The sequence below is a fragment of the Salmonella sp. 741265050_HSA genome (assembly GCF_046569445.1).
Lineage (GTDB): Bacteria > Pseudomonadota > Gammaproteobacteria > Enterobacterales > Enterobacteriaceae > Salmonella > Salmonella enterica.
Genome location: NZ_JBKFSV010000006.1, coordinates 56644 through 82436 on the forward strand (window position 1 = coordinate 56644; position 25793 = coordinate 82436).

Annotated in this window: 26 protein-coding genes and 1 other annotated feature; of the genes, 12 read left to right on the forward strand and 14 right to left on the reverse strand. The window is 51.8% G+C overall.

Features of this window, described 5'->3' with window-relative positions; translation table 11 throughout:
• Window positions 1-32: 32 nt before the first annotated feature.
• Together mog and tal are read right to left on the reverse strand one after the other, a co-directional pair.
• The gene (mog, locus tag ACLD4F_RS13100) at window positions 33-623 is read right to left on the reverse strand and encodes a molybdopterin adenylyltransferase (protein ID WP_000380373.1); all 591 of its coding nucleotides are present in this window, start codon (window positions 621-623) and stop codon (window positions 33-35) included.
• Between the two features lie 110 nt (window positions 624-733).
• Window positions 734-1687, reverse strand: a complete 954-nt coding sequence (gene tal, locus ACLD4F_RS13105) for a transaldolase (protein ID WP_000130175.1) — start codon at window positions 1685-1687, stop codon at window positions 734-736.
• Window positions 1688-1955: 268 nt separating this feature from the next.
• On the opposite strand from tal, the gene ACLD4F_RS13110 reads away from it, so the two are divergent.
• Together ACLD4F_RS13110 and yaaA are read left to right on the forward strand one after the other, a co-directional pair.
• Window positions 1956-3386 (forward strand): alanine/glycine:cation symporter family protein, encoded by a 1431-nt coding sequence (locus tag ACLD4F_RS13110; protein ID WP_079944428.1) that lies wholly within the window; start codon window positions 1956-1958, stop codon window positions 3384-3386.
• 78 nt (window positions 3387-3464) lie between these two features.
• Window positions 3465-4238 (forward strand): peroxide stress protein YaaA, encoded by a 774-nt coding sequence (gene yaaA, locus ACLD4F_RS13115; RefSeq protein ID WP_000906175.1) that lies wholly within the window; start codon window positions 3465-3467, stop codon window positions 4236-4238.
• Between the two features lie 93 nt (window positions 4239-4331).
• Here yaaA and thrC read toward each other — a convergent pair whose 3' ends face one another.
• From thrC to yjjY, 6 genes are all read right to left on the reverse strand, one after another.
• The gene (gene thrC / locus ACLD4F_RS13120; protein ID WP_411010875.1) at window positions 4332-5618 is read right to left on the reverse strand and encodes a threonine synthase; all 1287 of its coding nucleotides are present in this window, start codon (window positions 5616-5618) and stop codon (window positions 4332-4334) included.
• Window positions 5619-5621: 3 nt separating this feature from the next.
• Window positions 5622-6551 (reverse strand): homoserine kinase, encoded by a 930-nt coding sequence (gene thrB, locus ACLD4F_RS13125; protein ID WP_000241685.1) that lies wholly within the window; start codon window positions 6549-6551, stop codon window positions 5622-5624.
• Window position 6552: 1 nt separating this feature from the next.
• Window positions 6553-9015: a bifunctional aspartate kinase/homoserine dehydrogenase I gene (gene thrA, locus ACLD4F_RS13130; protein WP_001264677.1), complete on the reverse strand. Its 2463-nt coding sequence runs from the start codon at window positions 9013-9015 to the stop codon at window positions 6553-6555.
• Window positions 9016-9040: 25 nt separating this feature from the next.
• Window positions 9041-9161: a sequence feature (Thr leader region), on the reverse strand.
• Window positions 9097-9162: a thr operon leader peptide gene (gene thrL, locus ACLD4F_RS13135; protein ID WP_001575544.1), complete on the reverse strand. Its 66-nt coding sequence runs from the start codon at window positions 9160-9162 to the stop codon at window positions 9097-9099. Its footprint overlaps the feature before it by 65 nt.
• Window positions 9163-9375: 213 nt before the next feature.
• A complete protein-coding gene (locus ACLD4F_RS13140) occupies window positions 9376-10062 on the reverse strand; it encodes a tRNA/rRNA methyltransferase (protein ID WP_001266769.1) in 687 nt (228 codons plus the stop codon).
• Between the two features lie 399 nt (window positions 10063-10461).
• Window positions 10462-10602 carry a protein YjjY gene (gene yjjY, locus ACLD4F_RS13145; protein WP_001541509.1) on the reverse strand — a complete coding sequence of 47 codons (141 nt, stop codon included), beginning with the start codon at window positions 10600-10602 and terminating at the stop codon, window positions 10462-10464.
• Between the two features lie 95 nt (window positions 10603-10697).
• Between yjjY and arcA the strand changes: the two genes are divergently transcribed.
• The 8 genes from arcA (at window position 10698) to sthE (ending at window position 18973) form a co-directional block, all read left to right on the forward strand.
• On the forward strand, window positions 10698-11414 hold the full coding sequence (gene arcA, locus ACLD4F_RS13150; RefSeq protein WP_001194359.1) for a two-component system response regulator ArcA: 717 nt from the start codon (window positions 10698-10700) through the stop codon (window positions 11412-11414).
• A gap of 266 nt (window positions 11415-11680) precedes the next feature.
• Window positions 11681-11995: a hypothetical protein gene (locus ACLD4F_RS13155; RefSeq protein WP_000749516.1), complete on the forward strand. Its 315-nt coding sequence runs from the start codon at window positions 11681-11683 to the stop codon at window positions 11993-11995.
• A gap of 384 nt (window positions 11996-12379) precedes the next feature.
• Entirely contained in the window at window positions 12380-13051 is a 672-nt protein-coding gene (locus ACLD4F_RS13160) for a winged helix-turn-helix transcriptional regulator (RefSeq protein ID WP_000811635.1), read from the forward strand.
• A 338-nt stretch (window positions 13052-13389) separates the two neighbouring features.
• Window positions 13390-13935, forward strand: a complete 546-nt coding sequence (locus tag ACLD4F_RS13165) for a fimbrial protein (RefSeq protein WP_000482239.1) — start codon at window positions 13390-13392, stop codon at window positions 13933-13935.
• Window positions 13936-14005: 70 nt separating this feature from the next.
• The gene (gene sthA / locus ACLD4F_RS13170) at window positions 14006-14689 is read left to right on the forward strand and encodes a fimbrial biogenesis chaperone SthA (protein WP_000680512.1); all 684 of its coding nucleotides are present in this window, start codon (window positions 14006-14008) and stop codon (window positions 14687-14689) included.
• A 45-nt stretch (window positions 14690-14734) separates the two neighbouring features.
• Window positions 14735-17272 (forward strand): fimbrial outer membrane usher protein, encoded by a 2538-nt coding sequence (locus tag ACLD4F_RS13175; RefSeq protein ID WP_411010876.1) that lies wholly within the window; start codon window positions 14735-14737, stop codon window positions 17270-17272.
• A gap of 17 nt (window positions 17273-17289) precedes the next feature.
• On the forward strand, window positions 17290-17847 hold the full coding sequence (locus tag ACLD4F_RS13180; RefSeq protein WP_079944424.1) for a fimbrial protein: 558 nt from the start codon (window positions 17290-17292) through the stop codon (window positions 17845-17847).
• A gap of 40 nt (window positions 17848-17887) precedes the next feature.
• The gene (sthE, locus tag ACLD4F_RS13185) at window positions 17888-18973 is read left to right on the forward strand and encodes a fimbrial major subunit SthE (RefSeq protein WP_411010877.1); all 1086 of its coding nucleotides are present in this window, start codon (window positions 17888-17890) and stop codon (window positions 18971-18973) included.
• 57 nt (window positions 18974-19030) lie between these two features.
• On the opposite strand, the gene creD is transcribed toward sthE, so the two are convergent.
• The 4 genes from creD to creA are packed head-to-tail and all read right to left on the reverse strand — an operon-like array spanning window position 19031 to window position 23037.
• A complete protein-coding gene (gene creD, locus ACLD4F_RS13190; protein WP_000920382.1) occupies window positions 19031-20380 on the reverse strand; it encodes a cell envelope integrity protein CreD in 1350 nt (449 codons plus the stop codon).
• A gap of 57 nt (window positions 20381-20437) precedes the next feature.
• Complete coding sequence (creC, locus tag ACLD4F_RS13195) at window positions 20438-21862, reverse strand: two-component system sensor histidine kinase CreC (protein WP_411010878.1); 1425 nt, start codon at window positions 21860-21862, stop codon at window positions 20438-20440.
• Complete coding sequence (gene creB / locus ACLD4F_RS13200; protein ID WP_001187046.1) at window positions 21862-22551, reverse strand: two-component system response regulator CreB; 690 nt, start codon at window positions 22549-22551, stop codon at window positions 21862-21864. The genes creC and creB overlap by 1 nt, the downstream gene beginning before the upstream one ends.
• Window positions 22552-22563: 12 nt before the next feature.
• The gene (gene creA / locus ACLD4F_RS13205) at window positions 22564-23037 is read right to left on the reverse strand and encodes a protein CreA (RefSeq protein WP_000875811.1); all 474 of its coding nucleotides are present in this window, start codon (window positions 23035-23037) and stop codon (window positions 22564-22566) included.
• A 211-nt stretch (window positions 23038-23248) separates the two neighbouring features.
• Between creA and robA the strand changes: the two genes are divergently transcribed.
• Entirely contained in the window at window positions 23249-24118 is an 870-nt protein-coding gene (gene robA / locus ACLD4F_RS13210; protein ID WP_000371685.1) for an MDR efflux pump AcrAB transcriptional activator RobA, read from the forward strand.
• On the opposite strand, the gene gpmB is transcribed toward robA, so the two are convergent.
• Complete coding sequence (gpmB, locus tag ACLD4F_RS13215; RefSeq protein ID WP_000942363.1) at window positions 24115-24762, reverse strand: 2,3-diphosphoglycerate-dependent phosphoglycerate mutase GpmB; 648 nt, start codon at window positions 24760-24762, stop codon at window positions 24115-24117. The genes robA and gpmB overlap by 4 nt on opposite strands.
• Before the next feature lie 48 nt (window positions 24763-24810).
• On the opposite strand from gpmB, the gene yjjX reads away from it, so the two are divergent.
• Window positions 24811-25326 carry an inosine/xanthosine triphosphatase gene (yjjX, locus tag ACLD4F_RS13220; RefSeq protein ID WP_000554315.1) on the forward strand — a complete coding sequence of 172 codons (516 nt, stop codon included), beginning with the start codon at window positions 24811-24813 and terminating at the stop codon, window positions 25324-25326.
• Between the two features lie 101 nt (window positions 25327-25427).
• Here the strand turns inward: yjjX and trpR are convergent, their stop codons facing one another.
• Window positions 25428-25754, reverse strand: coding sequence for a trp operon repressor (trpR, locus tag ACLD4F_RS13225; RefSeq protein WP_000192005.1), 327 nt, complete (start codon window positions 25752-25754; stop codon window positions 25428-25430).
• Between the last annotated feature and the right edge of the window lie 39 nt (window positions 25755-25793).

Below are 25793 nucleotides of genomic sequence, written 5' to 3' on the forward strand. Positions count from 1 at the left end.
GGAGGAATAACCCTACTATCAGTATTTTCCGGTCAGGACGACATATTCTCACGTCTGGCGCTCTTCGGACGGAAAGCGGCAACCACTTCCGGCGCGGTTTCGACATACGGCCCGTCAAGCAGCTGTATACAATACGGCACGCTCGCAAAAATGCCCGGCACGCTAACGCTGCCATCGTCCGCTTTTACGCCTTCCAGCGTTTCTTTGATCGATTTTGGCTGTCCAGGCAGATTAAGAATTAACGCCTGTTTACGGATAACACCCACCTGGCGGGAAAGAATGGCGGTCGGCACAAAGCGCAGGCTGATCTGGCGCATCTGCTCGCCAAAACCAGGCATTTCACGGTCGGCGATGGCAAGGGTCGCGTCCGGCGTGACGTCGCGACGCGCCGGACCGGTACCGCCAGTGGTCAGCACCAGATGACAGCTCATCTCATCAACCAGTTCACACAACGTTTGCTCGATAATTTCCTGTTCATCAGGAATTAAGCGCCGTTGGACCTCGAAAGGCGTGGTCAGCGCAGAAGCGAGCCACTCCTCAAGCGCAGGAATGCCTTTATCCTGGTAAACGCCGCTTGAAGCGCGGTCGGAGATAGAAACTAAGCCAATACGTAAGGTATCCATAATTATTCCGTTAAAACAGTCTCGTTAAACAGAATGATACACTGCGAAGGGAAGGACAGACAGGTTTCAGAAGAGGTAGCGTGACCCATATCAGGGCCACGCGTTAATGATTACAGCAGATCGCCGATCATTTTTTCCAGTTTTTCCTGGTCTACCGCAAACTTACGGATACCATCCGCCAGTTTGTCAACCGCCATCGGATCCTGGTGATGCTGCCACAGGAACTCGGCTTCGGTAATGCGTTCCGGACGCGCTTTGACTTCGCCGGAGAATGAGAGCTTGCGCTCAATCGCCCCTTCGCTTTCCGCCAGTTCTTTCAGCAATGCCGGCGCGATAGTCAGACGGTCGCAGCCCGCCAGCTCCAGAATTTCGCCTACGTTACGGAAGCTTGCGCCCATAACGACGGTTTCGTAACCATGCTGTTTGTAGTACTCGTAGATTTCCGTTACGGAAACCACGCCCGGATCTTCAGCTGGCGCATAGTCTTTCTTGTCGGTATTGGCTTTATACCAGTCAAGAATACGACCTACGAACGGCGAGATCAGGTAGACGCCCGCTTCGGCGCACGCACGCGCCTGCGCGAAGGAGAACAGCAGCGTCAGGTTACAGTTGATGCCTTCTTTTTCCAGCTGTTCGGCTGCGCGAATGCCCTGCCAGGTGGACGCCAGCTTGATCAGGATACGATCGTTGCTGATACCCGCATCATTGTAGAGTTTAATGATACGTTTTGCTTTGGCGATAGACGCTTCAGTGTCATAAGACAGACGCGCGTCAACTTCGGTAGAAATACGCCCCGGCACCAGCTTCAGGATTTCCAGGCCAATATTCACCGCCAGCTTATCGGTCGCGTCAACAACCTGCTGCGCGCGGTCGCTGCTCTGCTGTTTCGCCCAGGCGACAGCATCGTCAATCAGCTTACGATATTCCGGGATTTGCGCTGCGTTAAGAATGAGAGAAGGGTTAGTTGTAGCATCCTGCGGCTGGTACAGCTTCATTGCCGCGATATCTCCGGTATCAGCCACTACGGTGGTGAACTGACGAAGGGAGGTCAATTTGTCCGTCATGATAGAGTTTCTCTTTAAACAGCTTGTTAGGGGATGTAACCGGTCTACCCTGATGATAACACGACGCACTCACAGCGCAACCGCCTACATGCACCTGGCTGCCCTTGTGCACTGTTTGCGTATCTGCCGACGGTTGATGCGCAATTAAAGGATACCGCCGTATTTATGGTAAACTGCCGTTAATATTAGTCTGACAAGGTCATCTACATCATGGGTCACGCTTATACAGGATTATCAAAGCGTGCCGGCATCAACAAGAGGGACGTTAATGCCTGAGTTTTTCAGTTTTATTAACGAAATACTCTGGGGCTCGGTAATGATTTACCTGCTGCTCGGCGCAGGATGTTGGTTTACCTGGCATACCGGATTCATTCAATTTCGTTATATTCGCCAATTTAGCCGCAGTCTGAAAGGCAGCCTTAGCCCGCAGCCAGGCGGCCTGACGTCATTTCAGGCGCTGTGTACCAGCCTCGCGGCGCGGATTGGCAGCGGTAATCTGGCCGGCGTGGCGCTGGCTATCGCCGCAGGCGGTCCCGGCGCGGTATTCTGGATGTGGGTCTCGGCCATCATTGGCATGGCGACCTCCTTCGCCGAGTGTTCGCTTGCCCAGCTTTATAAAGAACGTGACCCGACAGGCCAGTTCCGCGGCGGCCCGGCGTGGTATATGGCGCGTGGGCTGGGAATGCGCTGGATGGGCGTGGTTTTCGCCCTCTTTCTGCTCGTCGCCTACGGGTTGATTTTTAATAGCGTGCAGGCGAATGCCGTCTCACGCGCGCTCCATTTCGCCTTCAACATTCCGCCGCTTATCTCCGGCATTGCTCTGGCGTTCTGTGCCCTGTTAATTATCATCCGCGGCATAAAAGGCGTCGCCCGCCTGATGCAATGGCTGATTCCCCTCATCGCGTTATTGTGGGTCGCCGGCAGCGTGTTCATTTGCCTCTGGCATATTGAGCAAATGCCTGGCGTTATCGCCTCGATAGTCAAAAGCGCATTTGGCTGGCAGGAAGCCGCGGCAGGCGCAGCCGGATATACGCTCACTCAGGCTATTACCAGCGGTTTTCAGCGTGGGATGTTCTCTAATGAAGCGGGAATGGGGTCAACGCCTAATGCGGCCGCAGCGGCAACGTCGTATCCCCCTCACCCTGTCGCGCAGGGGATTGTGCAAATGATTGGCGTATTCAGCGACACCATTATCATCTGTACCGCCAGCGCGATGATTATCCTGCTGGCGGGGAATCACGCGTCCCACTCGTCAACAGAAGGCATTCAGCTTCTCCAACATGCAATGGTTTCGTTGACCGGTGAATGGGGCGCCAGTTTTGTCGCGCTTATCGTCATTCTGTTCGCGTTCAGTTCTATCGTCGCCAACTATATTTACGCCGAAAACAATCTGTTTTTTCTGCGGTTACATAACGCAAAGGCCATCTGGCTATTACGCCTTGCGACGCTTGGCATGGTTATCGCCGGTACGCTTATCAGTTTTCCGCTGATATGGCAGCTCGCTGACATGATCATGGCCTGTATGGCCATTACCAATCTGACGGCGATTTTGTTGCTCTCACCGGTGGTGTATACCCTCGCCGGCGATTATCTGCGACAACGGAAACTGGGCGTAAGACCGCAGTTCGATCCGCGGCGCTTCCCGGATATCGAACCACAACTGGCGCCAGATACCTGGGATGCGGCATCGCGCGATTAAGCCGACAATCACAACCATCGGTCAACTCTGCGGCGTTTTTTTGCTAAAGTCGCAGAAAATTCCCTGCAAGGACTGGATATGCTGATTCTGATTTCACCTGCAAAAACGCTTGATTATCAAAGCCCGCTGGCCACGACCCGCTATACCCAGCCGGAGCTATTGGATCACAGCCAGCAGCTTATTCAACAGGCCCGCCAGCTTTCGGCGCCGCAAATTTCCAGGCTGATGGGAATTAGCGACAAACTGGCGGATCTCAACGCCACGCGTTTTCATGACTGGCAGCCTCATTTTACGCCGGATAATGCACGCCAGGCGATTCTGGCGTTCAAAGGCGATGTTTATACCGGTCTACAGGCGGAAACGTTCAACGACGCGGATTTTGATTTTGCTCAACAGCATCTGCGTATGCTCTCTGGCTTGTATGGCGTATTGCGCCCGCTGGATTTAATGCAGCCTTATCGTCTGGAGATGGGGATTCGCCTGGAGAATCCGCGCGGCAAAGATCTTTATCAATTCTGGGGCGATATCATTACCGATAAGCTCAACGAAGCGCTTGAGGCGCAGGGCGATCGGGTGGTGGTGAATCTGGCCTCCGAGGAATATTTTAAATCGGTGAAGCCAAAGAAACTGAATGCCGAACTGATTAAGCCCGTGTTCCTTGATGAGAAAAACGGCAAGTTTAAGGTGGTAAGCTTCTACGCCAAAAAAGCGCGCGGACTGATGAGCCGTTTTATTATTGAAAACCGCTTAACGAAGCCGGAACAGCTTACCGCGTTTGACCGTGAAGGGTATTTCTTTGATGAAGAAACCTCCACTCAAGACGAGCTGGTCTTTAAACGCTACGAGCAGTAACGACATCGCCGGATGGCGGTTACGCCTTATCCGGCCTACAAATCGACACCACCCCATAGGCCCGGTAAGCGACAGCGCCACCGGGCGCAATGGTTACTGGCGGGTCATCATCAGCTTACGCAGGGCGGCAAAATCCGCAGGCAGATGATGTGAAAGCAGCGGCAGATCGGCGCGTTCGGCGAGCGCTTCAGGCAATGCCAGCGTTTCTCCCAGAATGGACTCCACGCTTTCTTTAAACTTCGCCGGATGCGCCGTTCCGAGAAACAAGCCATACTCGCCAGGGTTTAACTGGTCGCATAATGCCCGATACGCCACCGCCGCATGAGGTTCCGAGATATAACCTTTCGCTTTCAGCTCGCGCATCGTCTGTTGTGTCGTAGAATCATCCACCGCCGCATAGCCCAGCTCAGTCAGGCGCCAGATTTTACGGCGGAATAGCTCCTCCACGCGCGGCCAGTTATTCGGCTGGCTGACATCCATCGCATTCGACAGGGTCGCCTGCGTCGCTTTCGGCGCCCACTTTCCGTCATGCAGAAAACGCGGCACAGTGTCGTTGACGTTGGTGGCGGCGATAAAACGTTTCACCGGTAGGCCTAACGACTTCGCCAGCAGCCCTGCCGTCAAATCGCCAAAGTTGCCGCTGGGGACGGAGATCACCAGTTGGTTACGCGCCCCCTGCGGCAGTTGCGCCACGGCTTCAAAGTAGTAGCAAATTTGCGCCAACAGGCGGCTGATATTAATCGAATTAGCCGAATTCAGCCCCAGCGCCGTTTTCAGTTCTTCGTCATCAAATGCCTGTTTCACCAGCGCCTGGCACGCGTCGAAATCGCCGTCGATCGCCACGGTTTCAATGTTGCCGCCCAGCGTACAGAACAGTTTTTCCTGCAACGGACTGATTTTACCGCGCGGGTAGAGAATGACGACCCGCACATTTTCCAGGCCATAGAACGCGTGAGCCACCGCCGCGCCGGTATCGCCTGACGTTGCGGTCAGAATCGTCACCGGTTTGTCGCCGCTGATATGCGTCAGCATTTGCGCCATAAAACGCCCGCCGAAGTCTTTAAAGGCCAGCGTCGGACCATGGAACAGCTCCAGGCAGCCGACATCGCTTTCTACCTGCGCTACCGGCGCCGGGAAAGCAAACGCCGCGCGGACACGCTCTTCCAGAATTTGCTGCGGTATTTCATCGCCAATAAATGCCGAGAGGATCTTTGCGCTACGGCTGACAAAGTCCTGGTTGAGCATCTCATCAATTTCCGTCAGGCTAAATTCCGGCAGATCGTGCGGAAAAAAAAGTCCCTGCTGTTTGCCCAGTCCTTGCGTGACGGCCTGCGCAAAGCTGACCTGCTCATTATGGTCTTTCAGATTATAGAGTTTCATTGATTATCCCACTACTCGTGCGCCCGCCGTATCCAGCCGGCAAATATGAACGAAGCCTTCCTGATTTTGCAGATAATGTTTGCTCAGCCAGTCCGCGACGCGCTGCGCCGTCTCCGGTTTATCACATAGCGCAAACAGCGTCGGCCCCGATCCTGAAATCCCGCTCGCCAGCGCGCCGATCTCCGATACCGCCTGCCGCGCCTGGCTAAAGCCCGGCAGTAAACGCGCGCGGTATGGTTCGGCAATAACATCTTTCATCAGCGCGGCGGCAAGCTGCGGCTGCCGCGAGTAACAGGCGTGAATAAAACCGGCCAGATGCCGTCCATGCGCAATGCAATCCTGACGGCGATACTGCGCAGGCAAAATGGCCCGTGCTTCTGCGGTGGAAACTTTAATGCCCGGATAAGCCAGTACCCATAGCCACTCATCAAAGCCCGGCACCTGCTGACTAATAATGCCGTTTTCTTCAATCATCAACTGCATACCGCCAAGAAAGCACGGCGCGACGTTATCGTAATGGATGCTGCCGGAGATACGGCCTTCCAGCTCGCCCATCAGCGCCAACAGACGCGTGTCGTTTAACGGTTTGCCGCAGTGCTCATTCATCGCGACCAGCGCGGCGACGACGGAACAGGCGCTGGACCCTAACCCGGAACCAATCGGCATATTTTTTTCCAGCGTCATCGCCACCGGGATGGTTTTCCCCAATGCCTGGCAAAAACGTTCCCAGCACTGATAAACAATATTTTCACGCGGCTCCGGCGGCAGTTTATCGGCAAATCGCCCCAGGTTATGCAGACGGAAATGGTCCGCTGCTTCAACGGATACCACATCGCCCAGCAACGTGCCGTCAACGGGTGTGACGGCCGCGCCCAACACGTCGAAACCGACGCTCATGTTCGCGCTGGAAGCCGGGGCATACACTTTCACCATGTTAAACTCCTAACTTCCATGAGAGGGTCCGTAACAGATCGGCAAACACGCCCGCCGCCGTCACATCATTGCCTGCGCCGTAGCCGCGCAGCACCAACGGCAAGGGCTGATAATAGTGGCTGTAGAACGCCAGCGCGTTTTCACCGTTTTTCACTTTGAAGAGCGGATCGTTACCATCAACTTCGGCAATCTTCACGCGGCACACGCCATCCTCTTCGATATTGCCCACATAGCGCAATACCTTACCTTCATCACGAGCTTTTGCCACACGGGCGGCAAACGCGTCGTCAAGCTGCGGCAGATGCGCCATAAAGGCGGTCACATCGCCGGAGGCGTCAAACTCGTCCGGCAACACCGGTTCAATCACGATATCGGAAAGCTCCAGCTCGCGACCCGTCTCGCGGGCAAGGATCAACAGTTTCCGCGCCACATCCATACCGGAAAGATCGTCGCGCGGATCGGGTTCGGTATAGCCCATCTCGCGCGCCAGCGCGGTCGCCTGTGAGAGACTCATCCCCTCTTCCAGTTTACCGAAAATAAAAGAGAGCGACCCGGAAAGAATGCCGGAAAATTTTTGCAGTTCATCACCCGCATTCAGCAGGTTTTGCAGGTTTTCGATCACCGGCAAACCGGCACCGACGTTGGTGTCATACAAGAATTTGCGCCGTGATTGCGCGGCGGCGAAACGTAGCTGATGGTAGTAGTCCATCGACGAGGTGTTCGCTTTCTTGTTTGGCGTCACCACATGGAATCCTTCACGCAGGAAGTCGGCATACTGGTCGGCCACCGCCTGACTGGAGGTACAATCAACAATCACCGGATTGAGTAGATGATATTCTTTCACCAGGCGAATTAAGCGTCCCAGATTGAACGGCGCGTTCGCTTGCGCCAGTTCCGCCTGCCAGTTGTCCAGATTCAGGCCATGCACATTGGTTAGCAACGCCTTTGAGTTTGCCACGCCGCACACGCGTAGATCGATGTGCTTGTTCTTCAGCCAGGTTTGCTGACGTTTAAGCTGTTCCAGTAGCGCGCCGCCGACGCCGCCGACGCCAATGACAAACACTTCAATCACCTGATCGGTATTGAACAGCATCTGGTGCGTTACCCGCACGCCGGTGGTGGCATCGTCGTTATTCACCACCACAGAAATGGAACGCTCAGAAGATCCCTGAGCGATCGCCACGATATTGATATTAGCCCGCGCCAGCGCGGCGAAGAATTTCGCTGAAATGCCGCGTAGCGTGCGCATACCGTCGCCGACAACAGAGATAATCGCCAACCGCTCAGTAACCGCCAGCGGCTCCAGCAGCCCCTCTTTCAGCTCCAGATAGAACTCATCCTGCATCGCACGTCGGGCACGCGCGCAGTCACTCTGCGGCACACAGAAGCTGATGCTGTACTCAGAGGAGGACTGGGTAATGAGCACCACCGAGATCCCGGCGCGAGACATGGCGGCGAAAACACGCGCCGCCATCCCAATCATCCCTTTCATTCCCGGGCCGGAGACGCTAAACATCGCCATGTTGTTAAGGTTAGAGATCCCTTTAACCGGCAGATTATCATCGTCGCTGGATGCGCCGATCAGCGTTCCTGGCGCCTGCGGATTGCCGGTATTTTTAATCAGACAGGGGATCTGGAACTGGGCGATAGGCGTAATGGTGCGAGGGTGAAGGACTTTGGCGCCGAAGTAAGAGAGTTCCATCGCTTCCTGGTAGGACATCGATTTCAGCAGCCTGGCGTCCGGCACCTGACGTGGGTCACAGGTATACACGCCATCGACGTCAGTCCAGATTTCACAGCAGTCAGCGCGTAAACAGGCGGCCAGCACGGCGGCGGAATAGTCGGAACCATTACGGCCCAGCACCACCAGTTCACCCTTTTCATTACCGGCGGTAAAGCCCGCCATCAGGATCATGTGATCGGCCGGGATCTGGCTGGCGGCGATACGGCGAGTCGATTCCGCGATATCGACGGTAGATTCAAGGTAATGGCCCACCGCCAGCAATTTTTCTACCGGATCGATCACCGTGACGCGATGTCCACGCGCCTCCAGGAGTCCCGCCATAATCGCGATCGACATTTTTTCGCCACGGCAAATCAGCGCGGCGTTGATGCTATCCGGGCACTGACCCAGCAGGCTGATACCATGCAAAACATGTTTGATCTGAGCGAATTCTTGTTCGACAACCATTTTCAACCGTGCAAGCGGGAATCCCGGCTGCGCGCTGGCAAGTCCTGCGAGCAGGTCAGAAAAAATACGTTCGGCATCGCTGATATTCGGCAAAGCATCCTGGCCGCCGATAGTTTTTTCAATCATCGCCACCAGATGGTTGGTAATTTTCGCGGGGGCGGAAAGTACGGTCGCTACCTGCCCTTGCCTGGCATTGCTTTCCAGAATATCGGCAACACGCAGAAAACGTTCTGCATTTGCCACTGATGTACCGCCGAACTTCAACACTCGCATGGTTGTTACCTCGTGATCTCTGGTCGAAAAAAAAGCCCGCACTGTTCAGGTGCGGGCTTTTTTCTGTGTTTCCTGTACGCGTCAGCCCGCACCGTTACCTGTGGTAATGGTGATGGTGGTAATGGTGGTGGTGCTGATGCGGTTCATGGATGTTGTGTACTCTGTCATTTTTATTTGTCTGTCTTGTATTCCTATATTGGTTAAAGTATCTGCCCGCCTAAGTCAATAAATTTTTAAATTGATCACATTCCGAAACTTGTTCATGTGCTGCTGGCGATATATTTATTTTCAACCAATTCCCCCTGTCACGGTCTCTTGCAACCAGACGTAATCTCTTATTATTTTAAAAATTACAGCACGTTATTTTGTTAGTTTTTTTTCAATATCATGGACCAAACGGTGCAACATTACCGTATCTCGCTGTCCCAGCAGGCCGATTCGCTGTTGTAGCCAGTCGGTTAATTTGTGGTCATCGGCTGCCTCCAGAGTCGTTAGCAGGCGTAAAAGGCGCGCGCGTAACGCCTGTAACTGCGATTCATCAGCAATATCAACGGATTCTGTGGTCTGTTGCATTAAACCTGCTAATTGATAGCAATACACCATGACTGCCTGACCCAGATTGAGCGAAGGGTAATCCGCCGCCATCGGCACGCCGGTCAATACATCCGCCAGCGCCAGCTCGTCATTGGTCAAACCGGAATCCTCACGGCCAAAAACCAGCGCGGCATGACGCATCCAGCGTGATTTTTCCTGTAATAAGGGAACCAGTTCAGCGGGCGAAGCGTAGTAATGAAATTTTGCCCGGCTGCGGGCTGTCGTCGCGACGGTAAAATCCACATCGTGGAGCGCGTCGGCAAGGGTGTGGAAAACCTCAATATTATCAATAATATCTCCAGATCCATGTGCGACCCAACGGGTGGCGGGCTCCAGGTGCGCCTGGCTGTCGACAATACGCAGGTCAGTAAATCCCATGGTCTTCATAGCCCGGGCGGCTGCGCCGATATTTTCCGCTCTGGCGGGAGCGACAAGAACGATTGTTACACGCATTTCATTACTCTTTTTGACTAATTTACAGGAAATTAGCTGGCGTTTGTAAGCATATTACGCTTCGCAAATTTACAAAATTTTAACGGATATCACTGAAAAAGCATTTTTGATTTCGTAAAAGACGCTACACTATTGCGTATCTGTACTATTGCTGTTTATGTTAACAGAACATCGTTATCCTGCTGTTTATTTAGGATAATTTAATTTAAAATAGATCCTGCTCTTTGGATTCATCGCATTTATTAGTTGGCTTACGTAACTAGTTGGAATATTGCAAATTTGTGATGAAAGCTAGCATTTAGCTACGATGATTTCATCAAACTGTTAACGTGCTACAATTGAACTTGATATATGTCAACGAAGCGTAGTTTTATTAGGTGTCCGGTACGTCTTAGCCTGTTATGTTGCTGTTAAAATGGTTAGGATGACAGCCGTTTTTGACACTGTCGGGTCCAGAGGGAAAGTACCCACGACCAAGCTAATGATGTTGTTGACGTTGATGGAAAGTGCATCAAGAACGCAATTACGTACTTTAGTCATGTTACGCCGATCATGTTAATTTGCGACATGCATCAGGCAGGTCAGGGACTTTTGTACTTCCTGTTTCGATTTAGTTGGCAATTTAGGTAGCAAACATGCAGACCCCGCACATTCTTATCGTTGAAGACGAGTTGGTAACACGCAACACGTTGAAAAGTATTTTCGAAGCGGAAGGCTATGATGTATTCGAAGCGACAGATGGCGCGGAAATGCATCAGATCCTCTCTGAATATGACATCAACCTGGTGATCATGGATATCAATCTGCCAGGGAAAAACGGTCTCCTGTTAGCGCGTGAACTGCGTGAACAGGCTAACGTTGCGCTGATGTTCCTGACGGGCCGCGATAACGAAGTCGACAAAATTCTCGGCCTCGAAATCGGCGCGGATGATTACATCACCAAACCGTTTAACCCACGCGAATTGACCATCCGTGCCCGCAACCTGCTGTCCCGTACCATGAACCTGGGTACCGTCAGCGAAGAGCGTCGTAGCGTTGAAAGCTACAAGTTCAACGGTTGGGAACTGGATATCAACAGTCGTTCACTGATCGGCCCGGACGGCGAGCAGTATAAACTACCGCGTAGCGAGTTCCGCGCGATGCTTCACTTCTGCGAAAACCCTGGCAAAATTCAGTCGCGCGCAGAGCTGTTGAAAAAAATGACCGGGCGCGAGCTGAAGCCGCATGACCGTACTGTTGACGTTACCATTCGTCGTATCCGTAAGCATTTCGAATCCACGCCGGATACGCCGGAAATCATCGCCACCATTCACGGCGAAGGTTATCGCTTCTGCGGCGACCTGCAGGATTAATTCGGCCCAAGCACCAAACCGTAAAAACAGCCGGTAAGTTATTCTTACTGGCTGTTTCTTATGCTCCCCTTCCGCTAAGCGGCCCCGCTTTCCCTCCTGACCTGCCGTTATGACGTACTCTTTTACATAAAAATTGTCGTATAGCGCTGTTTATCTCAGCTTGCGAAAGTTAAGGTAGTTTGTGTATTAACATTAAAGAGTAATACACGGGATTTGTTGGTCCCCAAAAAATAAGGGGATGCTCACAGGACGTGAGGTTTCACAGGATGAAAAAATCACCATTATGCTGCTACCTGTTTTGCGCAGCGATGTCAGCTTCATCAGCCGCGCTGGCTGCTACCGCGCCGGTCTCCGCAGGCGTTATTCATTTCAAAGGCCAGATTGTCGAATATGGTTGTAATCTTGCGCCTCACGATCGCAATATCGAGGTATCATGTTCGCGGAATAATATCCCCCATTTGCAGACAGTCGCCACACCGTCTGGAAACGCTATTTCGTTGATGAATGGAATCGCCACGGTACGGCACGTGTCGTTAAAAGATCATCCGGAGATTCAAAGTCTGATCGTCCAGTACCGCTAACCGCTTATGGCTCCCGCCGGGAGGAGTTCCGGCAGGCGGCGATTTCGCTCAGTAAAACGCCGCCCGCCTGCATTTTGTACTTTTCTCTCATTCGTATCCTCCAACAGCGATGTTCATCGCTTCGCTATCCTGTACGCTCTACGCGCTCGTTAAGCACGGTACCTATGATAGCTGCCATAAAATGATTGCAAATAAAATCATCACATTTACTATGGTTAACCTTAAAAACAGCGTTGTCGCTCATGCATTGATAAGGTGAATACATTGACTTAAATATTCTTGTTGGCTATTTTTATTTACTTAATTATAATTTTAAGTGAATATTAAATTTATGTTTACCTTTTAATAGTCAACCACTTTATCAGCCATAATAATGGGGAAGATATGAAGCAGTTAAACGGCGGGAATGTGTATCGTCCCACAGGGAAAGAAAAAAACCTGCAAGCCATTTTAAATATTCATCGGCACGTTATTCAAAACATATCCCCTGTCACTATTACGGCCGGTAAAACACTGGATATCAAGATTGATAATCAATCCCACATCCTGTTAATCACTAAAGGCGCTATTAAAGTATGTCGGCGTATCGACAGCATTGTAATGGGCTGCGGTGTCTCACCAATGATTTTAGGCCTTGTAGATGCCTATGCTGACTTATACCAGTTAGAAGAGAATTCAGACGTCTTTTTTATCGCCGAAACCACCTGTGAATATTATCCTGTCCCAGTAAAAGATTTTGTGGAAATAGCTGATGAAAAGCATCTCTGGCGTGACATTTCGAACATCCTGATGTACCGCATTGCTTTCATGACTAACCGTGACAGAAACCTTATCGGGCAGGACGCCTATAGCCAGATAAAAGCGCTGTTACTTGAACTGTGGTCGTATCCTGAAAGCTCACGATTTGAGATCAACGCACAGAACTTCATACAGCAGAGAACCGGGCTTTCACGCAGCCGTATCATGCAGGTACTTTCAGAACTAAAAGCGGGGGACTATATAAAAATACTGCATGGAAGACTGTTAGAGCTTCGAAACCTGCCGGTTTCATTTTAAACGGACAAGCGTCGTATATTCTTAAAAATAAAGCAATATAGAGTTAAATAAACCCTCCAGGAAATAATAACTATTATCAAAAAAGAGATCTTGCTCTATAAACCCAGTCATCAACCATACTTCTTTAGTGGTATTTTATTAAACTTTGTTACCGAGTCCGAAACTGGACTGCCGTTCAATATTGCATCAGAATTTTTATTGAGTTCATAGTTGATATACGTAGAATAGCCGCCTGCTTATCTACAGAACAGAAAGAAGCGCATACAGAGTAAAATATAATATTTTATTTTATATAGCTATCTTTATTTTTCAGCGAATAGAATCAGGCAACAATTAATATGTTTAATAAGAAAATTATCATCCTGGCAATGTTAACTGCCGTAGCATCCACACCGGTATTTGCCCAGAACACGATTACGTTCAATGGCAAAATTTACGATCAGGCGTGTACGGTTCAGGTTAATGGCTCCACGGATACCACCATTGATTTAGGTAATTACAGCAAAGAACGCATCGCGGAAAAAGGCGCCACAACCGATTACGTGCCGTTTACCGTAAGCCTGGTTAGCTGCCCGGAAGCAGGAACTGGCGTACCAACCCAGGCCATGTTCCGCTTCCACGGCGCAACAGATGATTCCAACCCAACGTACTTCAAAAACGCGGACGAAGGATCGGAAACGGGCGCCGCGGGTGTCGGTATTTCTATTCAGAACGCTTCACATAGCGATGTGACAGATAACACGGATGATGCCGCAGTAAACCTGCCAACCGACGGCTCGACAGCAGACTTTACCTATTACGCCGCCATGGCAAACGATGGTTCCGCAACCGTAACCGGTGGAGATGTTAGCACTCAGGTTACGTATACCGTTTCGTATCAGTAAGGCATTCTCATCCTGATGTGGACAGGCAGGATGCCAGTCCATAGCGTAAAACATCTTTACAGAGTAAAAAATGAAACACATAAAGAAATCCGTGTTGGCCGTATTACTGACAAGCCATGTTGCCCATGCCAGCATTGTTGTTGGCGGAACCCGACTGGTTTTCGACGGCAATAATGATGAGTCGTCAATCAATGTAGAGAATAAAGACAGCAAAGCGAATCTTGTTCAGTCATGGTTATCGGTTGCCGATCCCCAGGTCACAAATAAGCAGGCGTTTATTATCACCCCGCCTCTTTTTCGCCTTGATGCCGGGCAAAAGAACAGCATTCGGGTTATTCGCTCTGGCGCCCCTCTACCTGCAGATCGGGAGTCTATGTACTGGCTCAATATTAAGGGTATTCCTTCTATTGATGATAATGCCTCCGCGAACCGCGTGGAAATCTCCATTAATACCCAAATAAAGCTTATATATCGGCCGCCAGCATTAACAAAATCGACGCCTGATAGCCAGAGCCAGCAATTAAAATGGCAGACGGCAGGTGATGTTATTACCGTAAATAACCCCACTCCCTATTATATGAACTTTGCCAGTGTGACGCTTAACAGCCATGAAGTGAAATCAGCGACCTTCGTTCCGCCAAAATCATCAGCGTCATTTAAATTGGGTTCTACTGCCGCCCCTCATGGCACGGTAACGTGGCGATTAATCAGCGATTATGGGATGAGTTTAGAGCCGCATTCCGGTTCATTCTAGCCATTAACGACTTCACTTTACTTTTACCCTTTCAGGACTTTTACTGTGCAATTCTCCAGAGTAGAGCCCCGTTCTCAATTAGCGTTATCGTTTCTCTTTATATGCTGTTCCATAAAACCAGCGTTAGCGCATGATCATTTTAATCCATTATCGTTGGAAAATGATGAACCGGGCGTGGAGAATGTCGATCTATCGGTTTTCGAAAAGGGGGGGCAGGCAGAAGGCACCTATAATGTTGATATTTATATTAATAACGCCAGTGTTGAAACAAAAAATATTGCCTTTAAAAATAAAAAATCAGCAGATAATAAGCTCTCCCTACAGCCGTGTCTTAGCGTTGCACAACTCAAGCAGTGGGGCGTAAAAACAGAAAACTTCCCCGAGCTTCAAAATGACCCAAACGGGTGTACCGATCTTAGTCTGCTGGCTGGCACTGTAGCAAAGTTTAATGTCATCGGTAACCGGCTGGATTTAGCGATCCCTCAAATCGCGTTGATCGCCGACCCGCGAGAATTCGTCCCTACCAGCGAATGGGATGAAGGCATTAATGCTTTTTTGCTGAACTACAGTTTTACCGGATCGCAGGATCACGATATTGATGAAAACCGGACGGAAAATAGCGAATACGCTAACCTGCGCCCAGGTATTAACATTGGCGCATGGCGTTTTCGTAACTACTCAACCTGGAATCATGATAGCGATGGGCAAAATAGCTGGGACTCTGCCTACACCTATGTTTCTCGCGATATCGAATTTTTAAAAGGACAGCTGATCGCCGGGGAAAATAACACGCCCGCGGACGTCTTTGACAGTATTTCATTTAAGGGCGTACAGATCTCTTCTGATGACGATATGTTGCCGGACAGTATGAAAGGGTTCGCCCCGGTCATTCGCGGGGTGGCCAAAAGCAGCGCGCAGGTAACCGTTGAACAAAACGGTTATACCATCTACAAAACTAACGTTCCGGCGGGTCCATTCGCCATCAACGATCTTTATCCAACCGGCGGTTCGGGCGACCTGTACGTCACCATCAAAGAATCCGATGGTTCTGAACAGCATTTCATTGTGCCCTACGCCAGCGTTCCGGTATTACAGCGTGAAGGCCACCTGAAATACGACCTGACGGTAGGCCGCACGCGTTCATCAGATTCGCATTCCGCGCAACAGAATTTCGCAGAACTGACGGCCTTATACGGATTAGCAGGCGGCATAACCGCCTATGGCGGAATAGAGAGTACGCTGAGCAATGATGTTTATCATGCGGCGCTCATCGGGACAGGTTTAAACCTTGGCGATCTGGGCGCATTGTCTTTAGACGTCACCAATTCATGGTCAAAAATTAAAGCAGGCGATGTGGTTAGCGATACGCTTACCGGACAGTCCTGGCGTATTCGTTACAGCAAAGATATTCAGTCAACAGGCACCAATTTCACTGTCGCCGGCTACCGTTATTCGACCAAAGATTACTACGCTCTTGAGGATGTGCTGGATACCTATAGCGATAATAGTCACTATGATCATGTACGTAATCGCACCGACCTGTCGTTATCGCAAGACATTATCTACGGTTCCATTTCACTCACTTTATATAATGAAGATTACTGGAATGACACTCATACCACATCATTAGGTATTGGCTATAACAACACATGGCATAACGTAAGCTATGGCATTAACTATTCTTATACACTGAACGCCGATAATTCTCAGGATGAAGACGACGATACGGAAGACAGTAATGGCCAGCAAATTTCAATCAATATTAGTATTCCGTTAGATGCCTTTATGCCGTCAACGTATGCCACCTACAATATGAACTCCGCGAAAGACGGCGATACCACGCATACTGTCGGTTTAAACGGAACAGCGCTGGCACAGAAAAATCTCTCATGGAGCGTTCAGGAAGGTTATTCCTCTCAAGAGAAAGCCACCAGCGGTAATGTGAGCGCAACCTATAACGGGACGTATGCGGATATTAACGGCGGATATAGCTACGATAATCATATGCGCCGTCTGAATTATGGCGTTCAGGGCGGCGTACTGTTACATCGAAATGGCCTGACACTATCCCAGCCAATGGACGACACCATCATATTGGTTAAAGCCCCTGGCGCAGCGGGTGTCCCCGTGAATAACGAAACGGGCGTGGACACCGATTTTCGGGGTTATGCCGTCGTACCTTATGCTTCGCCTTACCATCGTAATGAAGTGTCTTTAGATACGACAGGCATTAGAAAAAATATTGAGCTCATTGATACCAGTAAAACGCTGGTGCCTACCCGTGGCGCGGTGGTCAGGGCTGAATATAAAACCAATATTGGTTACAAGGCATTGATGGTATTAACCCGCATAAACAATCTACCTGTTCCTTTTGGCGCGACCGTCTCGTCTTTAACAAAACCAGACAATCACAGCAGTTTTGTTGGTGATGCGGGGCAGGCCTGGTTAACCGGACTGGAAAAACAAGGGCGGTTATTAGTGAAGTGGGGACCAACAGCAGCAGACCGGTGTCAGGTCTCTTATCGTATACCGAGCTCCCCCTCCGCTTCTGGCGTAGAAATCTTACACGAGCAATGCCAGTGATTCTGGTGGGATAAAAGATGAATATGAACAGATTTGCTGCATTAGCCGCCCTGTTAACGTTCACGGGTATGGCGTTATGGTCGCCCTCGAGCAGCGCGGCATACAATACCGCAGATGCCGTAGACATTAACGTTACGGGATTAATTTATGCCGATCCGTGTACCGTGACGGTCCCCGACACGCTCTCTCTTGGACAATATGCCCGGGCGGATATCGCCGTGGCCGGTGGCAATACCGCCACCATTCCTTTCACCATAAAAATGACGAATTGCCCGGCAACGACCACAAAAGCCGCGATTTCATTTAATGGCGTACCTTATCCCGATCCGAATTATGCTTCTGCGATTTATGCAAACAACGCGGCCAATCCGGCGCAGGATTTAGGATTACAGCTTTTTAACCTGGACGGCAAAAGTCTGGTCAATCTGGCCAACAACGTCACTTACACGGTGGATATCAACAGTAATACCCATGAAGCCAATTTGCCTGTCGCCGCAAGGATGTATACCCCGTATGGAAAAGTCACGGCAGGGGATTTCACGTCCGTTGTGACGATCACTATCGCATGGCAATAACATCTTTCTATTTCACCTGGTATAAAAGCAGGAATTTTTCATGAGAAGGTTATATCTGGCGCTTATTCTGCTGTTCGCGTGTTCCGGTCATAGTTACGCCTCCTGTAAACGTTCCGGAAATGAAGGCGCGATCACTATCACCCCGCCGTCGCAGCTTGTGGTGGATAGCCACGCCTATACCGCAGGCGAAGTGTTGTGGCAATCGGGCTGGGTTTCCACCTCCGAAGTCACAATGGATGGCTGTAGTCGCGATTATAAGGTCGGTTTTTTATATGAACCCGGTAGCGCGCAGTCAAATACATCAGCGACAATCAATGCGAATGACGGGAACAACACGCCGGTATTTAGCACCGGGATTTCCGGCGTGGGCATTGCGATTAAAACCCAAACGAATGCTGGCCCTTACGATAATGTCATGCCAATCGATAATACCTACCATAATGGCGATGGCAATAAAACACACCATGCGATGGCTCCCGCCTACAATGTTGAACTGGTCGCCTTAGGCGGTCCGATCACCTCCGGTACCGCGACATTCCAAAGCCCACTGGCGCGCGTATCTTTTCGCGATAGCGCAACGGAAGACTCCGGCGGCGATATCCTGACCCATCTGTATTTGGGGAATACGCAATTGATTATGAAAGCGATGGGATGTCGGGTAGAAACACCTGCCATCACCGTTGATTTAGGCAGCGTCAATTTAGGCAGTTTCGCTAACAGTCAAACCGCGGGCACAGGCGAGCAGGATATCTTATTGACCTGCGAACAAGGCACCGCTATTTCCGCATCGTTAAGCGCCCAACCGGCCAGCGGAAACAATCCTGATAATTCAGTCATCCAGTTGAGCAATGCAAGCGCGCCAACCAGCGCAACCGGCGTTGGCGTACAGTTGGGTATTCAGGCGCCGGACGCCGGTTTCTTTACCGACAGTTTGCCAATCAATCAAAAAATTGATCTCTTTACTCACGCTATTACCACCAATGCCGATGGCAGCCAGACGGTTAACGGCGGAACCATGAATATGTCGACCACCCTGAAAATTAGCGCGCGCTACTATAAAACCGCCGCCACGGTAACGGCCGGGCAAGCGAATGCCACGGCAACATTAAACCTGACCTATAACTAACGGCATCACATTTTCTGGCGCTGCGCGGGAAAACGTTAACGCGCGCGCCCGTTAGATTTATTTCCACAAACGTAATTCGTCATCTTTTACTGGCGGTAATGACTTACGTTGCTGACAAGAGAGCGAATACCAGTCCAGATGGCGCGTCAGGAACATCACGCCGCCAAGCGCCAGTAGCAGAACGCCGGTACCCAGAAGCAACGAGCTATCTTCCGAACGCAGCAATCCCCACATTACGCCATCCAGCGCCAATAACGCTAACGTAAACAGCACGCTATTGCGCCATCCTTTCAGCACCGCCTGCAAATAAACGCTATTCATCAACGCGCCCACCAGGCTTGCGGCGATCCAGGCTGGCGTGAAACCGATATGTTCCGACAGTGCCAGCAACAGCAGGTAGAACATCACCAGCGATAACCCCACCAGCAGATACTGCATCGGGTGTAACCGCTGCCCCGTCAGGGTTTCGAAGACAAAGAAAGCCATAAACGTTAGCGTAATCAACAAAATGGCATATTTCGTCGCTCTGTCCGTCAGTTGATACTGGTCGGCTGGCGTCGATACAGCGACGCTAAACGCCGGTAAGTTGTCCCAATCCACCTTTTGCGCATCAGCAAACTGTTCGCCGAGATTCGTGGCAAACCGGCTGGTTTGCCACTGGGCCTGAAATCCCGAACCGCTGATTGCGCGTTTACCGGGAAGAAAATCCCCCACAAAATTTGGGTGCGGCCAGTTGCTGGTCAGGGTCATTTCACTGCTACGCCCGACGGGAACCAGTGAAAAGCTGCCGGTTCCGCTTAAATTTAGCGACATCGCCAACGTCAGGTTGCGCGTCGCCCACTGACTGTCCGGCAGCGGGATATGAATGCCCTCTCTACTTTCCGGTAAGCCGGTCCCCGGTTCTACAGTGAGCGTTTCACCATTCACCTGCGGCGCTTTTACTGCGCTGATACCGCGCGCATCGCCGACGCCCACGACGATAAAGGGCTTTCCAAGGGTAATGTTCGGTCTGTTCAGCTCATGCAGACGGGCCACATCAAACTCCGCCTTTATCGCCATATCGGTATGCCATACCTGCCCCTGATAAATACCTATTTTTCGCGCTTCAACGTTTTGATTGCCTTCGACCAATAGCGACTCCGGCAGCCAAAAATAGAGATAGCTGCGCTTATACTGGACCTCTTTCTCTTCTTCCAGCACGGTATAGAGCTCTGTCACCGGAACCGCCACCAGCGGGCCGACAACCTTTTGTGGGCCGCTGGTACTCTGACGAATAGCGGCTTCTACATGGCTTCGATAATCAGCACGTTCCACGATGGTGTGCCGTACCATCATCAGGGGAATTAACAGCAGGATCATGGCGCCGCCTAACGTAATCATTTTCCACAACAGGGGGGATTTCAACATAGCGTTCTCCTTTGCAATGCCAGCAGTGTAAGAACGCGATGTGGGGAGAATTTGAAGTTATGTGAAGTGACGGTGAAGTGTCAACGAGGCCAGCACGCCGCCTTCGGGACGATTGCACAACGTCACCTCACCGTTGAGGAGTCGCGCCGCCTCGCTGACAAACGCCAGCCCAAGCCCGCTGCTTTTACGCCCGTTTTCACGGGGCAACGAATAGAATCGGTCGAAAATGCGCGGCAGCGCAAAATCAGGAATACCACAGCCGGAATCCGTCACCTGCAGGATCGCTTTCTCCCCCATCGGCTGAGCGCTTAATGTGATAACGCCATTTTCAGGCGTAAAGTCGATGGCATTGTCCAACACATTGCCCAGCGCCTGCGCCAGAAGCTCCGCGTCGGCGACGACAACCAGCGAGGAAGGCCGTAGAGTAAGGGTGATCTTTTTTGCCGCCAACTGAATACTGCGCGCCTCGCTAAGCTGCGTAAATAGCTCATCAACAGCAACCGGCGCGAGAGGGATATCCTGTCGGTTTTCCAGCCGCGCCTGGCGCAGCAGGGTTTCTACCAGCGCCTGCATTCGCGTATTTTGCGCCAGTATATTCTCTGTAAAGCGGGTAACCACATCCGCGGGCGGTCCTTCACGCAGAATCTCCGCCGCGCCGCGTATCGCCGCCAGCGGACTTTTCAGCTCATGAGTCAACGCATACACGTACTGCTCAATCTCATTCTTGCCTTCCAGCTTAATGCGCATACTCTCCAGCGCCTGCGCCAGTTTACGCAGCTCGCTGCTGCCTAATGCAGGTAACGCAAGCGGGCGGTTTTCGGTGACAGAATCCGCATAGCGCGTCAACCGGGCGATGGAGCGGTTAATCCACCAGACCATCCCCGCGCCAATTGCCAGCGCAATTCCCAGTAAAACGGCGCTGGCCCACAGAATGCGCCGTTCGCTGCGCTTAATCACCGGCGCCATTGCCGCATTCGGTTTACCGACAGACAGGACGCCGATAATCCGTCCATCGCTGATTATCGGCGCGGCTACGTACATCACGGTGCTATTGGGATCGGCAGCATCTTTTGCCGTGCTGCGGGCGCCATACTGTCCGCGCAGCGTAAACCAGACGTCATTCCAGCGAGAATAATCCTGCCCCACCGCTTTGTTTTCCGAATCAAACAACACCTTACCCTGCGCATCCGTCATGTAGACATGGTATTCATTGCGCACTTTGACGATCCCGCTGATATTGGCGCGAAACGGGCGATGTTGCAGTTGGGCGAATGCCTTCGCCAACTGGCCGTCAGTCGGGTTGCCGGAAAGGAGATCGTCGCGGGCCAGCGCCGCCAGCAGCGTCGCGGTGTCAATCAGCGTCCCTTCCGTCGCGCGGCGGACGCCCGGCTTTATCTCCTGAACGAAGATAGACAGCACAAACACGGCGGCGACGGCGACAATAAGAAAGTAGCCCAGCAGCAAACGCATTCCGATGCGCATCAGACGCTCCTCAGGCTGTATCCCATTCCACGATGCGTGTTAATTGGCGAGAGATCCGGGTTGATCGCGCGTAGTTTAGCGCGCAGGGTTTTGATGTGTGTATCGACCGTCCGATCGAAGGTCTCCTGGGCATCAGACCAGACAATATCCATCAATTGCTGGCGCGAGTACACGCGCTCCGGCGACAGCAGCAGGGTTTTAAGGAGCAGAAACTCATAACGCGTCAGCGAGAGCGGCGTACCAAACCAGGCGATCTGCGCCGCCGGTTCATTGAGTTCAAAATGTCCGGTACGCACCACCGGCGACGGCGCAGCAAACTTTTTCACCCGGCGCAGCAGCGTGCGCACGCGGGCGCTCACTTCGCGCGGCGAGAACGGCTTGGCGACATAATCATCTGCACCGATCTCCAGACCAAGCAATCGATCCACTTCATCGCTACGGGCAGTCAGGAAAAGAATCGGCAGCGCAGGATGGCGTTCCAGCAACTGCCGACACAGCTCAAAGCCGCTGATATCCGGTAGTCCCACATCGAGAATCACCGCATCCGGCCGTTGCTGACGCGCTTTTTCCAGCGCGGGCAGCCCGCGAGCGAATAGCTCAACGGTAAACCCTTCCAGTTGCAGGGTGTAGATGAGCGTATCGGCGATTCCCTGTTCATCCTCGACTAACCAGACCTGCGGTTGCTGCATACTCTTTCCCTGTTATTGTCGCCACGGCATGACCGGCACCGCGCTGATGGCGTTCTTCGGCGACCCGTCGACCACTTTGTCGGAATAGGCCAGATACGCCAGCGTGTTGCGTTTCTCATCATAGAAACGCACGACCTGCAATGACTTAAATATCAATGAGGTGCGTTTTTTGAAAACCACCTCTCCCTGCGCCTTGCCGTTCTTAATTTTGTCGCTCAGTTCAATAGGCCCGACCTGCTGGCAAGAGATGGCGGCGTCAGACGTATCTTCCGCCAGCCCCAATCCGCCTTTTATGCCGCCCGTTTTCGCCCGGCTAACATAGCACGTCACGTTTTTGACATCAGGATCGTCAAAAGCTTCCACCACGATTTTATGGTCAGGACCGAACATTTTAAATACCGTATCGACTGAACCAATTTGTTCCGCGCGGGCGCTCTGCCCCAGCAGCAACAAAATTGAGAAAAGTACTAAGCTCTTGTATTTCATATTGTTACCATTCATAAAAGTTACGTTGCGTAATTATTAGACATTCTAAAATAAAATGGTTATAGATCACAGGATTAGAATAATTACCTGTCACGTTGCCTAAAAAAAGCATTTAAGCTCAAAAAAAACACTGAATGCTAAAAGAACAAAAAATGCTATTATCCTCTTACCTGATATCGGGTGCTCGTTGTTGAAAGGATGGGGATATTTTATGGATCAGGCTGGCATAATTCGCGACCTGTTAATCTGGCTGGAAGGTCATCTGGATCAGCCGCTGTCACTTGACAATGTGGCGGCAAAAGCAGGCTATTCCAAGTGGCACCTGCAGAGAATGTTTAAGGACGTGACGGGCCACGCCATTGGCGCTTACATCCGCGCCCGTCGTTTATCGAAATCAGCAGTGGCGCTGCGTTTGACCGCGCGTCCAATTCTGGATATTGCTCTTCAGTACCGCTTCGATTCTCAGCAAACCTTTACGCGCGCCTTTAAGAAACAGTTTTCCCAGACGCCAGCGCTGTATCGTCGCTCCTCGGAATGGAGCGCCTTTGGCATTCGCCCGCCATTACGGCTGGGCGAGTTTACCGTGCCGGAACATCAGTTCGTTACGCTGGAAGATACGCCGCTCCTTGGCGTCACGCAGAGCTATTCCTGCTCGCTGGAACAGATTTCCGACTTCCGCCACGAAATGCGCGTGCAATTCTGGCATGATTTCCTCGGTCATTCGCCAACTATTCCGCCAGTGCTTTATGGGCTTAATGAAACGCGCCCCAGCATGGAGAAAGACGATGAGCAGGAAGTATTCTATACCACCGCACTGCCGCAAGAGCAGGCCGATGGCTATGTTCAGTCGGCGCATCCTGTGCTGTTGCAGGGCGGTGAATACGTCATGTTCACCTATGAAGGGTTAGGAACCGGCGTGCAGGATTTTATCCTGACCGTTTACGGCACCTGTATGCCAATGCTGAATCTGACCCGTCGTAAAGGACAGGATATAGAGCGATACTACCCGTCAGAAGATACCAAAACCGGCGATCGCCCTATCAACCTGCGCTGCGAATTTCTGATCCCGATTCGCCGTTAACGCTGTAGCTCATCCAATGCAGGGGCGTCCAGATGCGAAACGTCCCCTGCGGTTTCTACCACCCACCCAGACGCCAGCCACTGACTTTCCTGGTAATCGATGCGGGAAATAGAGCAGTTTCGCAAACGTAACCGGCGTTCCGCCCAGGCGGGTAGTCCCAGTATAGTACTGACCAGACAGCCCAACGCGATACCGTGACTGACCAATAAAGGTCGGCTGCCCTGCGGTAGCTCCAGACAGGACGCCAGCGCGGCATGAACGCGATCACTCAACTCCTGCATCGATTCCCCGCCGGGAATGCGGCCATCCTGCGTGCCGTTGACTAACTGACGACGCCAGCCCTCTTCTTCTTCCGTCAGCGAATCGATCTGGCGCTTTTCCAGCACGCCCATATCGAGCTCGCGCAGGCGGGAGTCAAAGGTGATATCACATCCGCACGCCTGGGCGATAATCTCTGCCGTGCGTTTTGTGCGGCCTAAATCGCTGCTGATGATATGGGTGATGCCGAGGCTGCGGGCACGTTCTCCTACCTGCATGGCCTGCTGCTCGCCTTTTGCTGTCAGGGGACTGTCCGATTGGCCCTGAATACGTCGCTCGGCGTTCCACTGCGTTTCACCGTGGCGAACAAGGTATACCTGTAACATGTTTTTTTTCCGTTATACTGCGATAAATTTTTAAAACTGAGCTTAATTATGCACCAGGTTATCTCTGCGACCACCAATCCTGCCAAAATTCAGGCAATTCTACAGGCATTTGAAGAGATTTTCGGCGAAGGATCGTGCCATATTACGCCCGTCGCCGTCGAGAGCGGCGTACCGGAGCAGCCCTTTGGAAGCGAGGAAACGCGTGCTGGCGCACGAAATCGCGTGGGTAATGCGCGACGCCTGCATCCACAAGCTGATTTCTGGGTAGCCATTGAAGCCGGAATTGACGATGACGCCACCTTCAGTTGGGTGGTGATTGATAACGGCGTTCAGCGCGGTGAAGCGCGATCGGCCACGCTGCCGCTGCCCGCCGTCATTCTCGACAGAGTCCGCCAGGGGGAAGCGCTTGGCCCAGTGATGTCGCAGTACACAGGTATTGACGAGATTGGTCGCAAAGAGGGCGCCATTGGCGTATTTACCGCCGGAAAATTAACGCGCTCCAGCGTTTACTACCAGGCGGTGATCCTGGCGCTCAGCCCGTTTCATAACGCGGTGTATCGATAATTATTTACGCTATGTTGTAGGCCTGATAAGCACAGCGCCATCAGGCATTTCGCAGCGATGTTGCCGGATGGCCGCTTCGCCTTATCCGGCCTACAAGCAAATCAGGCGCTTTTCAGCAGTATCTGCTCAAGCCAATGACGCAGTTCAACCGGCGCGGATTTCAGACTGTTTGACCCGCGCGTGATGGTGGCGATGCCCGCCCCCAGCTCGGTTTTCAACTCGCGCTGACTCATTTCGCCACGCAGCAACTCCTCAATAATGCGCACGCGCGTTCCCAGCGCTTCACGCTCGTCCGGCGTAAGCATCAGTTGTAATAAAGGCAGATGCAGATCCTCTGCATATGCCTGACGGAGTAACTCCACAAAACGAAGCCACTCCTGATTACGTTGTTCGGCGATAGCCGATGAATAAGGGGAATGCTGGGTCATGTTATACCGCCGTTTGTACTGTTACACGAGTACAAATGA

Coding starts and splice junctions, on each gene's coding strand:
- ACLD4F_RS13155 (WP_000749516.1), top strand. CDS start 11,681: ATGAAAAAATCACCATTATGCTGCTACCTGTTTTGCGCAGCGATGTCA.
- yjjY (WP_001541509.1), bottom strand. CDS start 10,602: ATGACTAAAGTACGTAATTGCGTTCTTGATGCACTTTCCATCAACGTC.
- yaaA (WP_000906175.1), top strand. CDS start 3,465: ATGCTGATTCTGATTTCACCTGCAAAAACGCTTGATTATCAAAGCCCG.
- tal (WP_000130175.1), bottom strand. CDS start 1,687: ATGACGGACAAATTGACCTCCCTTCGTCAGTTCACCACCGTAGTGGCT.
- thrC (WP_411010875.1), bottom strand. CDS start 5,618: ATGAAACTCTATAATCTGAAAGACCATAATGAGCAGGTCAGCTTTGCG.
- thrB (WP_000241685.1), bottom strand. CDS start 6,551: ATGGTGAAAGTGTATGCCCCGGCTTCCAGCGCGAACATGAGCGTCGGT.
- robA (WP_000371685.1), top strand. CDS start 23,249: ATGGATCAGGCTGGCATAATTCGCGACCTGTTAATCTGGCTGGAAGGT.
- yjjX (WP_000554315.1), top strand. CDS start 24,811: ATGCACCAGGTTATCTCTGCGACCACCAATCCTGCCAAAATTCAGGCA.
- thrA (WP_001264677.1), bottom strand. CDS start 9,015: ATGCGAGTGTTGAAGTTCGGCGGTACATCAGTGGCAAATGCAGAACGT.
- gpmB (WP_000942363.1), bottom strand. CDS start 24,762: ATGTTACAGGTATACCTTGTTCGCCACGGTGAAACGCAGTGGAACGCC.
- ACLD4F_RS13160 (WP_000811635.1), top strand. CDS start 12,380: ATGAAGCAGTTAAACGGCGGGAATGTGTATCGTCCCACAGGGAAAGAA.
- ACLD4F_RS13110 (WP_079944428.1), top strand. CDS start 1,956: ATGCCTGAGTTTTTCAGTTTTATTAACGAAATACTCTGGGGCTCGGTA.
- ACLD4F_RS13180 (WP_079944424.1), top strand. CDS start 17,290: ATGAATATGAACAGATTTGCTGCATTAGCCGCCCTGTTAACGTTCACG.
- creA (WP_000875811.1), bottom strand. CDS start 23,037: ATGAAATACAAGAGCTTAGTACTTTTCTCAATTTTGTTGCTGCTGGGG.
- ACLD4F_RS13165 (WP_000482239.1), top strand. CDS start 13,390: ATGTTTAATAAGAAAATTATCATCCTGGCAATGTTAACTGCCGTAGCA.
- mog (WP_000380373.1), bottom strand. CDS start 623: ATGGATACCTTACGTATTGGCTTAGTTTCTATCTCCGACCGCGCTTCA.
- arcA (WP_001194359.1), top strand. CDS start 10,698: ATGCAGACCCCGCACATTCTTATCGTTGAAGACGAGTTGGTAACACGC.
- sthA (WP_000680512.1), top strand. CDS start 14,006: ATGAAACACATAAAGAAATCCGTGTTGGCCGTATTACTGACAAGCCAT.
- creC (WP_411010878.1), bottom strand. CDS start 21,862: ATGCGCATCGGAATGCGTTTGCTGCTGGGCTACTTTCTTATTGTCGCC.
- ACLD4F_RS13140 (WP_001266769.1), bottom strand. CDS start 10,062: ATGCGTGTAACAATCGTTCTTGTCGCTCCCGCCAGAGCGGAAAATATC.
- creD (WP_000920382.1), bottom strand. CDS start 20,380: ATGTTGAAATCCCCCCTGTTGTGGAAAATGATTACGTTAGGCGGCGCC.
- sthE (WP_411010877.1), top strand. CDS start 17,888: ATGAGAAGGTTATATCTGGCGCTTATTCTGCTGTTCGCGTGTTCCGGT.
- trpR (WP_000192005.1), bottom strand. CDS start 25,754: ATGACCCAGCATTCCCCTTATTCATCGGCTATCGCCGAACAACGTAAT.
- creB (WP_001187046.1), bottom strand. CDS start 22,551: ATGCAGCAACCGCAGGTCTGGTTAGTCGAGGATGAACAGGGAATCGCC.